The 13,245-nt window shown below is 62.1% G+C and carries 14 protein-coding genes and 1 tRNA gene; 10 read left to right on the top strand and 5 right to left on the bottom strand.

Features of this window, described 5'->3' with window-relative positions:
• Positions 1–72: 72 nt before the first annotated feature.
• The 3 genes from ftsY to AC2YI2_RS15530 are packed head-to-tail and all read left to right on the top strand — an operon-like array spanning position 73 to position 3,112.
• The gene (gene ftsY / locus AC2YI2_RS15540) at positions 73–1,800 is read left to right on the top strand and encodes a signal recognition particle-docking protein FtsY (RefSeq protein WP_487387392.1); all 1,728 of its coding nucleotides are present in this window, start codon (positions 73–75) and stop codon (positions 1,798–1,800) included.
• A 56-nt stretch (positions 1,801–1,856) separates the two neighbouring features.
• Positions 1,857–2,522: a septation protein A gene (locus AC2YI2_RS15535; RefSeq protein WP_487387391.1), complete on the top strand. Its 666-nt coding sequence runs from the start codon at positions 1,857–1,859 to the stop codon at positions 2,520–2,522.
• Positions 2,523–2,560: 38 nt separating this feature from the next.
• The gene (locus AC2YI2_RS15530) at positions 2,561–3,112 is read left to right on the top strand and encodes a DUF2585 domain-containing protein (RefSeq protein WP_487387581.1); all 552 of its coding nucleotides are present in this window, start codon (positions 2,561–2,563) and stop codon (positions 3,110–3,112) included.
• Here the strand turns inward: AC2YI2_RS15530 and AC2YI2_RS15525 are convergent, their stop codons facing one another.
• Entirely contained in the window at positions 3,113–4,045 is a 933-nt protein-coding gene (locus AC2YI2_RS15525) for a prephenate/arogenate dehydrogenase family protein (RefSeq protein WP_487387390.1), read from the bottom strand.
• 81 nt (positions 4,046–4,126) lie between these two features.
• A complete protein-coding gene (locus tag AC2YI2_RS15520; RefSeq protein WP_487387389.1) occupies positions 4,127–4,882 on the bottom strand; it encodes a class I SAM-dependent methyltransferase in 756 nt (251 codons plus the stop codon).
• Between the two features lie 87 nt (positions 4,883–4,969).
• On the opposite strand from AC2YI2_RS15520, the gene gloB reads away from it, so the two are divergent.
• From gloB to AC2YI2_RS15505, 3 genes are all read left to right on the top strand, one after another.
• Positions 4,970–5,740: a hydroxyacylglutathione hydrolase gene (gene gloB / locus AC2YI2_RS15515; RefSeq protein ID WP_487387388.1), complete on the top strand. Its 771-nt coding sequence runs from the start codon at positions 4,970–4,972 to the stop codon at positions 5,738–5,740.
• Between the two features lie 4 nt (positions 5,741–5,744).
• Positions 5,745–6,386: a DNA-3-methyladenine glycosylase family protein gene (locus AC2YI2_RS15510; RefSeq protein ID WP_487387387.1), complete on the top strand. Its 642-nt coding sequence runs from the start codon at positions 5,745–5,747 to the stop codon at positions 6,384–6,386.
• Between the two features lie 104 nt (positions 6,387–6,490).
• The gene (locus tag AC2YI2_RS15505) at positions 6,491–7,048 is read left to right on the top strand and encodes an HNH endonuclease (protein WP_487387386.1); all 558 of its coding nucleotides are present in this window, start codon (positions 6,491–6,493) and stop codon (positions 7,046–7,048) included.
• 250 nt (positions 7,049–7,298) lie between these two features.
• On the opposite strand, the gene AC2YI2_RS15500 is transcribed toward AC2YI2_RS15505, so the two are convergent.
• Positions 7,299–7,823 (bottom strand): disulfide bond formation protein B, encoded by a 525-nt coding sequence (locus tag AC2YI2_RS15500; RefSeq protein ID WP_487387385.1) that lies wholly within the window; start codon positions 7,821–7,823, stop codon positions 7,299–7,301.
• A gap of 8 nt (positions 7,824–7,831) precedes the next feature.
• Positions 7,832–8,419 carry a YqaA family protein gene (locus AC2YI2_RS15495; protein ID WP_487387384.1) on the bottom strand — a complete coding sequence of 196 codons (588 nt, stop codon included), beginning with the start codon at positions 8,417–8,419 and terminating at the stop codon, positions 7,832–7,834.
• A gap of 151 nt (positions 8,420–8,570) precedes the next feature.
• Between AC2YI2_RS15495 and AC2YI2_RS15490 the strand changes: the two genes are divergently transcribed.
• The 4 genes from AC2YI2_RS15490 (at position 8,571) to AC2YI2_RS15475 (ending at position 12,201) form a co-directional block, all read left to right on the top strand.
• Positions 8,571–9,530 carry an aldo/keto reductase gene (locus AC2YI2_RS15490; RefSeq protein ID WP_487387383.1) on the top strand — a complete coding sequence of 320 codons (960 nt, stop codon included), beginning with the start codon at positions 8,571–8,573 and terminating at the stop codon, positions 9,528–9,530.
• A 63-nt stretch (positions 9,531–9,593) separates the two neighbouring features.
• A tRNA-Leu gene (locus AC2YI2_RS15485) sits at positions 9,594–9,678 on the top strand.
• Positions 9,679–9,791: 113 nt separating this feature from the next.
• Positions 9,792–10,445 carry a signal peptidase I gene (gene lepB / locus AC2YI2_RS15480; protein WP_487387382.1) on the top strand — a complete coding sequence of 218 codons (654 nt, stop codon included), beginning with the start codon at positions 9,792–9,794 and terminating at the stop codon, positions 10,443–10,445.
• Positions 10,446–10,539: 94 nt separating this feature from the next.
• Positions 10,540–12,201, top strand: a complete 1,662-nt coding sequence (locus tag AC2YI2_RS15475) for an AMP-binding protein (protein ID WP_487387381.1) — start codon at positions 10,540–10,542, stop codon at positions 12,199–12,201.
• Here AC2YI2_RS15475 and AC2YI2_RS15470 read toward each other — a convergent pair whose 3' ends face one another.
• Complete coding sequence (locus AC2YI2_RS15470; protein ID WP_487387380.1) at positions 12,202–13,203, bottom strand: DUF2125 domain-containing protein; 1,002 nt, start codon at positions 13,201–13,203, stop codon at positions 12,202–12,204.
• Between the last annotated feature and the right edge of the window lie 42 nt (positions 13,204–13,245).

Raw genomic sequence — 13,245 nt, 5'->3', positions numbered from 1 at the left:
GATGTCACAAAGTGACAGAGGGGGGTATCACTGCGATCTCCAACACCGAGCATTGCCTGGAAAGAACATCGCATGGCGCTAGGCTTCATCAAAAAGATCTTCTCCTTCGGCAAGGATGACAAAAGCGCGGTTGTTCCCGACCCTGAAGTGGTGCGTGAAGCGACGCCCGTCGTAACCGCAGAAGAGCTCCCCCCGACCACTTTCCAGGAAACGGAATCTGCCACTGAGCCCGTCGCCGAAGGACTGGTGCTCGACCCCGTCACCGTAGAGCATCTTGGCGACCGGCTTATCGTGCCGGATGTAATCATCCCCGACGATCTCGAGCATTTCCGCAATGATCAACTGACCGAACTGCGCGAGCAGGCCGATTCCGTGGCGGAATTCAACGAGACGGTCGAACAAGAGTCCGCGCCGGCGATCATTCCGTCGGACGAGCCGGGCATCGATGGGATCGACGAACAGTCTGACGAGGCTGAGGCCGTCGCCGAGCAGGAGCCAACGGCCGAAGCCGAGATTCCGAGCGAGAAGATCGCGGATACAAGCCTCGTCATCGAGCCAGAAATTGTGAACGACACGCCAGTTGTCCAAGCTGCTCAGGCGACCGAAGACGAACCAGTCGCGCCGGTGGCCGAACCGGAGATCGAGCCCGATCCAGAACTCGCAACACAGGCGGAAGCCGAGGCAGTGCCGGTGGCTGAAGACGCTGCGCTCAAGGGGCCTGTAGAGCAGGAAGCGACCGAGCCGGAGCCCGACGTCGATCAACCGGCATCGGAGCCAGCACCCGCGCTGGAGCAACCCCGCGCCGCGCCTGTCCTGCCCGCCGGTTTCTCCTCCACATCCGACCGCATCGAACCCGAGCCCATAACGGCCGAGCGCAAGCTTTCCTGGATCGAGCGCCTGCGCCAGGGCCTGTCGCGCACCTCGGCACAGCTGACCTCGCAGATCACCTCGCTCTTCACCAAGCGCAAGCTGGATGACGAGACGCTGCAGGATCTCGAAGACCTGCTGATCCAGGCGGATCTCGGCGTCGAGACGGCACTGAGGATCACCGATGCTTTGGCCTCCGAGCGCTATGGCAAGGATGTCAGCGGCGAGGACGTCTCGAAGATCATGGCCTCCGAGATCACCAAGGTGCTGGCGCCGGTCGCCAGGCCTCTGGAGCTCGATCTCAATCACAAGCCGCATGTCATTCTCGTGGTCGGCGTCAACGGCACCGGCAAGACGACGACGATCGGCAAGCTCGCGGCCAAGCTGACGCGTGGCGGCCTAAAAGTGATGCTGGCGGCTGGCGATACGTTCCGCGCCGCGGCGATCGAGCAGCTCAATATCTGGGCGACCCGCACCGGTGCGGACATCGTGTCGTCGAAGCTCGGCGCCGATGCGGCGGGTCTCGCGTACGAGGCCTATGAGAAGGCCAAGCAAGCCGGCCATGACGTGCTGATCATCGACACCGCCGGACGGCTGCAGAACAAGACCGAGCTGATGGCGGAGCTCGAAAAGATCGTCCGCGTGCTTGGCCGGCTCGATCCGGATGCGCCGCATACGGTGCTGCAGACGCTCGACGCCACGACTGGCCAGAATGCGCTCAACCAGGTCGAGATCTTCCGCAATGTTGCCGGAGTTTCCGGGCTTATCATGACCAAGCTCGACGGCACGGCGCGCGGCGGCATCCTTGTCGCCATCTCGGCCAAGCACAAGCTGCCGGTCTGCTTCATCGGCGTCGGCGAAGGGGTCGAGGATCTCGAGCCCTTCAACGCCAAGGATTTCGCGGAAGCCATCGCCGGCATCCAGAACAAATAGACCTTCCCATCCGTCCCCGTTGGGACTATGCGAAGGGAAGACAGATGGACTTGAACATGGCTGACGACACGAAAACTGGCCTGCCGGCCCCCCACAAGGAGCATGCCGGCCTGAAAATGGTGCTGGAGCTTGGTCCGATCGTGGTGTTCTTCCTCGCCAATGTCTATGGCGAGAAGCTGTCGACGTGGTTTCCGGCGCTGAAGTCGCTCGGCGAGCCGCTGTTCGTTGCCACCGCCTTCTTCATGGTCGCCACCGTTCTTTCCCTCGTCGTGTCAAAGATCGTCGTCGGCAAGCTGCCTCTGATGCCGCTGATCTCGGGCGTGGTGGTGCTGATCTTCGGCGCGCTCGCGATCTGGCTGCAGAACAAGCTCTTCGCCTTCATGAAGCCGACCATCATCAACACGATGTTCGGTCTCGTGCTGCTCGGCGGCCTGTTCTTCGGCCGTTCCCTGCTGGGCTATGTGTTCAATTCCGCCTTCCAGCTCGATGAAGAGGGCTGGCGGAAACTCACCTTCCGCTGGGGCCTGTTCTTCCTCTTCCTCGCCGTGCTCAACGAAGTTGTCTGGCGCGGCCTGGTCTGGCAGTATGCACCGGATGAGCACACGGCGGAATCGATCTGGATCTCGTTCAAGTTCTGGGGCGCGATGCCGATCACCATCCTGTTCACGCTGTCGCAGATGCCGCTCATCATGAAGCATTCCGTTGAGGCGAAGGAAGAGTGACCGCGACGCCGGTACCCGCGCCCGCTGACAATCGCGGGCTGTTGATCGGTCTTATCCTCTTTGCCGTGATTCTGGCCATCCAGATCCTTGCCGAGCGGCTGATGGGCCGCATCTGGATCTGCGAATGCGGCACGATCAAGCTCTGGGAAGGCGGCGTCAACACATCCGGCAATTCCCAGCAACTATCGGACTGGTACACGCCGAGCCATATCATCCATGGCTTCCTGTTCTACTGGTTTGCCTGGCTCGTCCTGCGCAGTCGCCCGCTCGGTATCCGGCTCGGTCTTGCTACCCTTGTCGAGGCAGGCTGGGAGATCCTGGAAAACTCACCCCTCATCATCGAGCGCTACCGCACCGCGACCATGGCGCTCAACTATTTCGGCGACTCCATCCTGAATTCGGCGATGGACACCATCTGGATGGCGATCGGCTTTTTCTTCGCCTGGCGGATGCCAGTCTGGCTGACCATCGCGATCGCCATCGCCTTCGAGCTGCTGACAGCTTACGTGATTAGAGACAACCTGACGCTCAATGTCATCATGCTGGTCTGGCCGATCGACGCCATCAAGGCATGGCAGGGCGGTATGTAGTCATTCCTGCCGGTGATCGGCGACATCGCGGCCGAAATTCGGCGCTGCGGTATCCTGGCCGGCCTGCACGATCGAGCGGCGGATCGCGCGGGTGCGGGTGAAGAGATCGAACAGCTTGTCGCCCTCGCCCCAGCGGATCGCGCGCTGCAGGTAGGCCAGGTCTTCCGAGAAACGCGCCAGCATTTCCAGGATCGCATCCTTGTTGTGCAGGCAGACGTCGCGCCACATCACCGGGTCGGAGGCCGCGAGGCGGGTGAAGTCGCGAAAACCCGAGGCCGAATATTTGATCACTTCGGATTCCGTGACCGTCTCCAGATCCTCGGCCGTACCGACGATGTTGTAGGCGATGATATGCGGCAGATGCGAGACGATCGCCAGCACCTTGTCGTGATGGGCCGCATCCATCTCCTCGACCATCGAGCCGATCGCTTCCCAGAAGGCGCGAAGCCTGGCCACGGCGTCAGGATCGGAATCCGGCAACGGCGTCAGGATCGTCCACCGTCCCTCGAACAGCGTCGCAAAGCCGGCATCGGGGCCGGAATGCTCGGTGCCGGCCACGGGATGGCCCGGAATGAAATGCACGCCGGCAGGGATATGCGGTGCCATCTGGGTAATGACAGACGTCTTGGTCGATCCGACATCGGAGACGATCGCGCCCGGCTTCAGTGCCGGGCCGATCTCGGCGGCGACAGCGCCGGACGCACCGACCGGCACCGAGACAATGACAAGATCGGCGTCGCGCGCGGCGTCGGCGGCATTGGCATGATAGGACGTGCCGAGCCCGAGCTCTTCGGCGCGCTTGAGCGTCGCCCCACTGCGGGTCGAGATCGCCACATGATCCGCCAGTCCGCGCGCCCTGACCGCATGCGCGAGCGAGGAGCCGATGAGACCGATGCCGATAAGGGCGATCTTGTTGAAATGCACATCACGCATGGGGGAGTCCGGAAGAAATTCGACCGCAAGCCCATAGACCGGGGTGATCAGGATGTCGAGGGGGCGGGGTCTTTTCGCGAGCTACCTGACCTGTCCGGCCTTCTGCCGCGTCGACGGTATCCCCTGGGTCCCCAGCACCGGCACGAAGACGCGGCGCGAGGCGCGGGCGAAGACCGGCAGGCCCTGATAGAGGCGCTTCTGTGCCTCGACGACGATGACGCCAGAGAAGAGCGGCATGGCCTTGCGGCCGAAGGGCTCCATCCATTGGCAGAGCCTCAGCATCCACCGTTTGCGATAGGGCGGGAAGAACAGCGCCTCGGCAAATGCACCCGGCGTGAAATTCGCTTCGCGCAGGATGCTGACGAGCTGGCCGCGTGAATAGGGTCGGCCGGCGCCGAACGGCGTGTGTTCGAGCCGGGCCCAGACGCCGCGCCGGTTCGGCACCACGACCACCAGCCGTCCGCCCGGGGCCAGGACGCGCCAGAGTTCCTTCAATGTCTCGCGGGGATTTTCGGCGAATTCTAGCGAATGGACGAGCAGGATGCGGTCGATCGAGGCGTCGGGCAGGGGAAGTTCTTCGTCGAAGACGAGTGCAGTGGCCGATAGCGCGCCGGGCGGCCAGTTCACGGCACCCTGCCCCGCCGGCATGAAGGCAAAGGTACGCTCGGCGCCACCCTGGAACAACTCGAGATAGGGCAGGGTGAAGCCGAGCCCGATCAGCCGCTCGTCGGGCAGGCGCGGCCAGACACTGGCCACGGCCCTGCCGATCGATGCTGTCGCCAACTGTCCGAGCGTCGAGTGATAGAACTGCCTGAGGTCGACGATGTCAGTACTCATGCCCGAAATGTAACGAGACCGGGTTGGACTTCAAGGGCGATCGGACTACATCTTCGCGAGACATCAGACAAAGAGGGATGAAAGCCGATGGCCAAGCTCGAAATCGAACTTTTCCGCGCTCGCAGCGACAATTTCGGCGTGCTGCTCCATGATCCCGAGAGCGGCCGGACCGCGTCGATCGATGCGCCGGAAGAACAGCCCATCCTCGAGGCACTCGGCCGGCGCGGCTGGAAATTGACCGACATTTTCACGACCCATCATCATCATGATCATGTCGAGGCGAATCTCGCGCTCAAGGAGCGGTTCGGCGTGACCATCACCGGACCGGTCAACGAAGCCGACAAGATTCCCGGCATCGACAAGCGTGTCGGCGATGGTGACCGCTTCGATTTTGCCGGCCATCCGGTCGAGGTGATCGAGACGCCCGGCCATACGGCAGGGCATATCTGCTTCTACCTGCCCGAGGACAAGCTGCTCTTCGCTGCCGATACGCTTTTCGCTCTCGGCTGCGGCCGGCTTTTCGAGCGTCCGGCGAAGGACATGTGGATCTCGCTGTCGAAGCTGATGAAACTGCCCGACGATACCGAAGTCTATTTCGGCCACGAATACACGCTGTCCAATGCCAGGTTTGCCGTCAGCGTCGATCCCGAAGGTTCGGCCTTGAAGGAGCGGGTGAAAGAGATCGAGGCGACGTTGAATGCCGGCAAGCATACGGCGCCGACCACCATCGGCACCGAACGTCGGACGAGCCCATTCCTGCGGCCGCATGATCCCGCCATCCGCAAGCATCTCGGCATGGACAGGGCCGAGGATTGGGAAGTGTTCGGCGAGATCCGCGCGCGCAAGGACAAGTTCTGAGCCGATGCGGCCGATCCGCTCGGAAAGCGACATCAAGAGCGCGATCGAGCGATTGCTGGTAATCGAGCCGGCCTTCCGGCATGTCGTCGATGCCGCGGGACCGGTCCCGCTCCGCAAGCTTGCGACCGGCTATGAGGGGCTTGCGGGTATTGTCGTTTCGCAGATGGTGTCGCGTGCCTCGGCCGACGCGATCTGGGGCCGGCTCAAATCCCGGCTCGGGGATGTGACGCCCGCATCGGTGCTCGGCCGGAGTGTCGAGGAATTGCGCGGCGTCGGGCTCTCCGGCGCGAAGGAATCCACGCTTCGCATCCTCGCCGAGGCCTGCACCGGAGGCCTCGATCTCGACCGGACGGCAACGCTTCCCGCCGACGAGGCGATCCGGGAAATGACGGCGGTGAAGGGCGTCGGCCTCTGGACCGCCGAGGTCTATCTGCTCTTCGCTGCCGGCCATCCGGATATTTTTCCGTCGGGCGATGTCGCGCTTCGCACGGCTGCCGGCGAGGCCTTCGGTCTCTCCGAACGGCCGACGGACAAGGCGCTCCGGTTGATAGCGCGCGACTGGCAGCCAGAAAGGTCCATTGCCGCGCGCCTGCTTTGGGCGTACTACGCACGTCGCCACAAGCGTGACGCAATGCCGGTATTGTAAATGTTGTGAGCGTAAAAAGGCATTTGTTTTCAGGGCTTCACAATCCTGTTGCAATCCGCCTAGTATGAAGTCGAAGGGATTTCGAATCGGTCAGGGAGTATCACTTGACGATTGCAGTATCACCCCAGTCGCTTCCCGCCCTGGTCCTGAATGCGGACTACAGGCCGCTGAGTTATTACCCTCTGTCGCTGTGGTCCTGGCAGGACGCGATCAAGGCAGTGTTCCTCGATCGCGTCAACATCATCGCCGAATATGATCACGCGGTGTCCTCGCCCAGCTTCTCGATGAAGCTGCCGAGCGTCGTCTGCCTCAAGTCCTATGTCCAGCCATCCCGCTACCCGGCCTTCACGCGCTTCAATGTCTTCCTGCGCGACAAGTTCGAGTGCCAGTATTGCGGCGAAGAGGACGACCTGACCTTCGACCACGTCACGCCCCGCGCCCGCGGCGGCCAGACGACGTGGGAAAACGTTGTCACGGCCTGCGCACCCTGCAACCTGCGCAAGGGCTCCAAGCTGCCCAAGCAGGCCGGCATGTTCCCGTTCCAGAAGCCCTACCGGCCGACGGTGCAGGACCTGCACAACAACGGCCGCCACTTCCCGCCGAACTACCTGCATGAAAGCTGGGTGGACTATCTCTACTGGGATACCGAACTGCAGCCGTAAGCGCAGTGTTGACGCTGGCGTTGGGACTTCACCCCTCACCAACTTCGGCCAGGGGTTCGCTCTGCTCACCCGGCCTGCGTATCCTCTCCCACAAGGGGAGAGGATACGTGCCACGAGCTCGGCCCAGCTTGAGGCAAGCCGGTAGCGCCGGTCTACCTCTCCCCTTGTGGGAGAGGATAGCAAGCCCGCATGAGACCGAAGGTCGAATGCTTGGGCGCGCTTGGTGAGGGGTAAACCCAGAACAGGGACCTTAAGCCCTCCGGCTTGCCCCGAACACCGCAATACCCGCCAGCACAACACTCGTGATCACATTCCATCCCGCGAATGAAAGCCCGAGCACGCGCAGCGATGCATCCGTGCAGGAGGGGCCGTGCTGGATGTTGATCTCGTTGAGCAGGTCGCCGGCATTCTTGGTGATGGCATCGACGGATGTCGAGCAGGTCGCCGGACCCTCCCAGAATTTCCATTCCACGCCGGCGTGATAGACGCCCATGCCGGCGCCGATGAGCATCGAGAGCCCGGCCAGCAGCAGCAGCGTGCGGGTCAGCGCAGGCGGAGCGTTCATGGCGGAGGACAGAATGGCGAGGATGCCGATCGGGATGCCGATATAGTAGGGCCAGCGCTGCAGCAGGCAGAGCGCGCAGGGCACGTAGTGGCCGATATGTTCGAAGCCGAGCGCCGAGAGCACGACCACGGCCATTCCCGCCGTCAGAAAGAGCGCCGGCCACAGCATGGCGCGGGATGCGGAGGGAATTGCGAGCGAGGTGGTGGCCATCGGTAACTCTACTTCAGCATGAGATAGACGAGATAAGCGGCAATGAGCAGCCCCGCCGCCAAACCTGCAAGGAGATTGAGGCGTTTTTCGATGAAGTCACGGATCGAGACGCCATATTTCGCAAAAAGCCAGGAGAGCAGCATGAACTTGCCGCCCCGTGCGACCACCGCAGCGACGAAGAACAGCAGCAGGTTCACATGCAGCACGCCGGACAAGATTGTCACGACCTTGAGCGGCGGCAGATGCGCGGCTCCCGAGGTGATCAGAAAGAGCAGGACCAGATTGATGTCGATGCCGTTCTTCATCGCCTCGAACTCATCGAGCTTGCCGTAGAATTCGAGCACGGGCGCGGCGATGGCGGCAAAGGCGAAATAGCCGATCATCCAGCCCGCGACGCCGCCCAATATCGAGCCGAGCGAGGCGATGATGCCGTAGCGCCAGACTTTCTTGGGGTTGGCGATTGCCATCGGCAGGAACAGCACTTCCGCCGGCACCAGGAAGATCGAACTTTCGACGAAAGCGATGACGAAGAGCCAGATTTCAGCCGAGGGACGCTCGGCAAGGCGCATGGTCCAGTCGTAAAGGCTCTTCAGCATTCAATAATCCTGGCAGGAACGTCGTTTGTCTTTAGGCGTTTGGCTTCGCGCTTGTAAACCGGGCGCGACCCTTCGCCGCTCAAATCTCACGCGATTGTCATTGCGCCACACGTTGCTGCTGCCTAACCTTGGCGAAAAAAGGGAGGCAAGGATGGACAAGAGAGCGCTCGGCAATACTGGGCTGGATATCGCACCGATCGTGTTCGGCGGCAATGTGCTCGGCTGGACGCTCAACGAACGCGACAGTTTCCGCATTCTCGATGCCTTCGTCGACCAGGGCTTCAACGCGATCGATACTGCCGATTCCTATTCGACCTGGGTGCCTGGGAACAAGGGCGGCGAATCGGAGACGATCATCGGCAACTGGCTGAAGGCCCGGCCGTCGCTCCGCGACAAGGTCGTCATCTTCACCAAGGTCGGCTCGGAAATGCCCGGCCATACGACGCGCAAGAATCTGTCGGCAAAATGGATCCTTGAGGAGGTCGACAATTCGCTGCGCCGGCTCGGTGTCGAGCAGCTCGATCTCTATTTCTCGCACTGGCCCGACCCCGAGACATCCTATGTCGAGACACTCGGCGCCTATGACACGCTGATCAAGGCGGGGAAGGTCAAGGCCATCGGCTGCTCGAACCTGAACGCTGGCCAGCTTGACGAGGCGCTCACGGTCGCCCGCGACAACGGCCTGCCGGCCTATCAAGTGCTGCAGCCTGAATATAACCTCTACGCCCGATCGAGCTTCGAGGGCCCGCTCGCCGACCTCTGCATCCACGAGGGAATGGGCGTGGTGAGCTATTACGCGCTCGCCTCGGGCTTCCTCAGCGGCAAATACCGCAGTGCGCAGGATTTCGGCCGCAGCCCGCGCGGCGGCGGCATGGGCAAATATCTCAACGACCGCGGCATGGCGATTCTTGCGGCACTCGAACGTGTCGCCTTGCGGCAGAATGCGCTCATGGCCGAAGTCGCACTCGCCTGGCTGATGACCCGGCCGGGTCTCACGGCGCCGATCGCAAGCGCCACGACCGAGGAGCAGGTCGCGAGTTTCGCCAAGGCCGCGCGCCTCACGCTCGCGGACGAGGACTTGGTCGAGCTCGAAAAAGCGAGTGTTTACTGATCCGCAAAAACCGGTTGACCAATGGGGCGTCCATCGTATAGTCCGCCCCGATCACCTTCCCCGGCCCCATTGGCGGAACTGGTAGACGCGCTCGACTCAAAATCGAGTTCCGAAAGGAGTGCTGGTTCGACTCCGGCATGGGGCACCACCACCCGCTGACTCCAGCAACAATCCAGCCACTCCTTGTCAGGAGTGCCCGCGGATCATTGGCTTCCGATTGCTCGCGCGTCTTAGATGATGTGATTTCTGAAAGGACGCCAAATGGAAGCGATTCTCGCGAGCACGTTCACATTTTTCTTCAGGGCGCTCGTCGCACAGCCCTTCACTGTTCCAGCGACGTCGATGGCGCCGACAATCGAACTCAACGATTATGTCTGGGCATCGAAATTCTCCTATGGCTACAGCAATTTCTCGTTTCCTCTCGGCGAGATGCTCCCCGAATTCACCTATGCGAGGACCGATCCGCGTCGCGGCGATGTGGTGGTTTTCCGGTCTCCTGCCGATCTTTCGACCGACTACGTGAAACGGGTGATCGGGCTGCCCGGCGACACGGTGCAGGTCAAGCGCGGAATCACATATCTCAACGGCGAGCCCCTCAAACGCCAGCCGGCAGGCTCATACGAGATTTCCATGGGCCCTTCCCCTTCCGACAAGCTCACAGCGCAGAAATTCGTCGAGACCCTGCCGGGCGGTCGTAACTATACGATTGTCGAATCGGAGGAGCAGTCGATGGGTGACGATACACCTGTCTTTGAGGTGCCCCCTGGCCACTATTTCGTCATGGGCGACAACCGGGACAATTCCAGTGACAGCCGCTTTAGCGCGGGTTTCGTGCCTGAGGGCAACATTCATTCGAAAGTGCTCGTGCTCGTCACCTGGCCCAACGGCAAATTCACCATGCGCGACGTGAAATAGCGTCGAGACAACACCCCGTCACATTTCTGTCTTTTTCATTCCCCGCCTCAGGGAAAAGTGCTACTGCAGCGCAGCAAAACCGGACGTGCTGCGCATGTATCTGCCGAAACGCGAGAGCTACGATTCTCTCATCCGCGACTTCCGCTGGGAAATCCCTGATCGATTCAATATCGGCCGCGCCGTGGCGGATGAATGGGCGGCGCGAGAGCCGGAACGGCTGGCGCTCGAGCATTTCAGCCCGGCCGGAGATCACGCGCGGCTGACCTATGGCGAGCTGCGTGACCGCTCGAACCAGCTCGCCAACGCGCTGGTTTCCATGGGCGTGACGCGCGGTGACCGGGTCGCGCTGCTGCTGCCGCAATCCTTTGCCACCGTCATCGCCCATGTCGCGATCTACAAGATCGGGGCGATTGCGCTGCCGCTCGCGCTGCTGTTCGGCGCGGATGCGCTGGAATACCGGCTGAACGATTCCGCTGCGGTCGCCGTCATCACCAATACCTTCGGGCACTCCAAACTGTCGGATATCAGAGCGAACTTGCCCGGCCTCGCGCATGTCGTCGTTACGGGCGAGGTGGTTGTCGGCAGATCGAATCTCGAAGAGATCATGGCTGGCCAGTCTACAGCCTTCGACGTGGTCGACAGTTCGAAGGACGATCCCGCGCTGATGATCTATACGTCGGGCACGACGGGGCCGCCCAAGGGCGCGCTCCATGCCCATCGCGTGCTGCCGGGCCATGTTCCGGGCGTGCAGATGGCGCAGGATTTCCTGCCGCAGCCCGGCGACAAGTTCTGGACGCCATCGGACTGGGCCTGGGCGGGCGGATTGCTCAACTGTCTGCTGCCTTCGCTGATGATGGGCGTGCCGGTGGTTTCCTCGCCGGCTCAGAAGTTCGATCCCGATCTTGCCTTCCGCATCATGGCCGAGACCGGCGTGCGCAATGCCTTCATTCCGCCGACCGCGCTGCGGCTAATGATGCAGGTCGACAAGCCGCTCGAGAAATATGATCTCAAGCTGCGCAGCATCGGCTCGGCGGGCGAGGCGCTCGGCCGCGAGGCCTATGAGTGGGCCAGGCGCGCTTTGGGCATCACCGTCAACGAGTTCTACGGCCAGACCGAGTGCAATATCGTGCTGGGCTCGATGGCGTCGGTCGGCGTCACGCGCGCCGGCGCAATCGGCCGGGTGACAGCGGGCCATACAGTGGCGATCATCGATGCCGGGGGCGAGGAGTTGCCGCGCGGCATGGCGGGGCAGATCGCGGTGAAGCGTCCCGATCCGGTGATGTTCCTCGAATACTGGAACAATCCAGAGGCGACGGAAAAGAAATTCATCGGCGACTGGATGCTGACCGGCGACCAGGGCGTGATGGACGAGGACGGCTATGTCGAGTTCTTCGGCCGCGACGACGATGTCATCACGTCCTCTGGTTATCGCATCGGTCCGACCGAGATCGAGGATTGCCTGATCTCGCATCCGGCAGTGCGGCTCGCGGCGGCCGTGGGCAAGCCCGATCCGGTGCGGACGGAGATCGTCAAGGCCTATGTCGTGCTGTCGGATGACTTCAGGCCCTCGGATGCGCTCGCCAACGAGATCCGCGACTGGGTGAAGCTCAGGCTGTCCATGCATGAATATCCGCGAGAGGTGGAGTTCATCGATGCGCTGCCGATGACGACCACCGGCAAGGTCATCCGGCGCCTGTTGCGCGACCGCGCCGCGGGCGAGACGATGAAGCCCGAACCAAAGAAGCGGGCGGTCTGATCAAAATGGCGGAATGTGCCCGATCGGCACCATCGAGAGCGTGATCGTGCCCCTGTCGACCACCAGGTTAACCGTCACCTTGTCGTCCTTGGCAAGGCCGCGAAGCAGCGCCGTCATCCCGGAAATCGTGCTTTCGCCGTCGGGAAACAGCTTCAGCAGGTGCTTCTCCCAAAGGTCGAGCTTTTCGAGATGCGTCTTGAACTCGCCGGAAATGTAGCCCTCGCCGTCGACCTCGTAAGGACCGCTCAGCTCGCCATAGAGGCCGTCGGGCATCTCGATCTTGAAGCTGGTGAGATCGCCCCTGACCGGCTTGGCGGCAAGGCGCTGGCCCTCGAGAACACCAATCCTGTCGGCGAATGTGATCTGCAGGCTGGTCGAGAGAACAGGCAGGATCGGGTCAGCGCCCTCCGCGCCGAGCTCGAAATTACGTGCGAGCACTGCGGCTTCGAGGTCGTTGCCATTGCCGCGGATATGGAATTCGCCGTGGCTGGCCTTGGCCGTTATGGCCTTGTAGAGCGCGTCGCTCAGATAGTTGAGGTTCACATCCTCGCCGACGGCGGAAAACGTCTTGAGTCGGGTGAAGCCGACGGACAAGGAAGAACGCATGCTCTTCCACTCGGCCGTGACCGATGAGCCGTCGGCCAGCGAAACATTGGCCGGACCGTCGACCTCCACCACGGCCGAGCCCGGACTGTAGATACGCGCGGCGGCACGGAAGGCGCCTGCGGTCAGCGAGTTGCCGCCATCGACAACCTCGGTCTTGTCGCAGGTGAAGCCGATCAGGAAGGGGAAGCCCGACGTTGCCAAGCCGGGGCACTTGATGCCAGCCGGGCCTGCGCTATCGAGCTGGTCCTTGAGAAAGGTTTCGAATTTGCTTGCAACGAAGAACCAGCCCGCGGAATAAAGGGCCACCACGATCGCGACGGCGATGCCGAGCCAACGGATCTTGCGCGATGCAGGCCTGGCGCCAGAGGTCGTGCCAGGGGTCGTCTCCAATGCCATCAAGTCGTCCTTGGAAAAGAATCAGAAAGTGAATGCGGTTCG

The organism is Rhizobium sp. SRI_017 (assembly GCF_057586295.1).
This window is presented reverse-complemented; position numbering and strand designations above follow the sequence as displayed.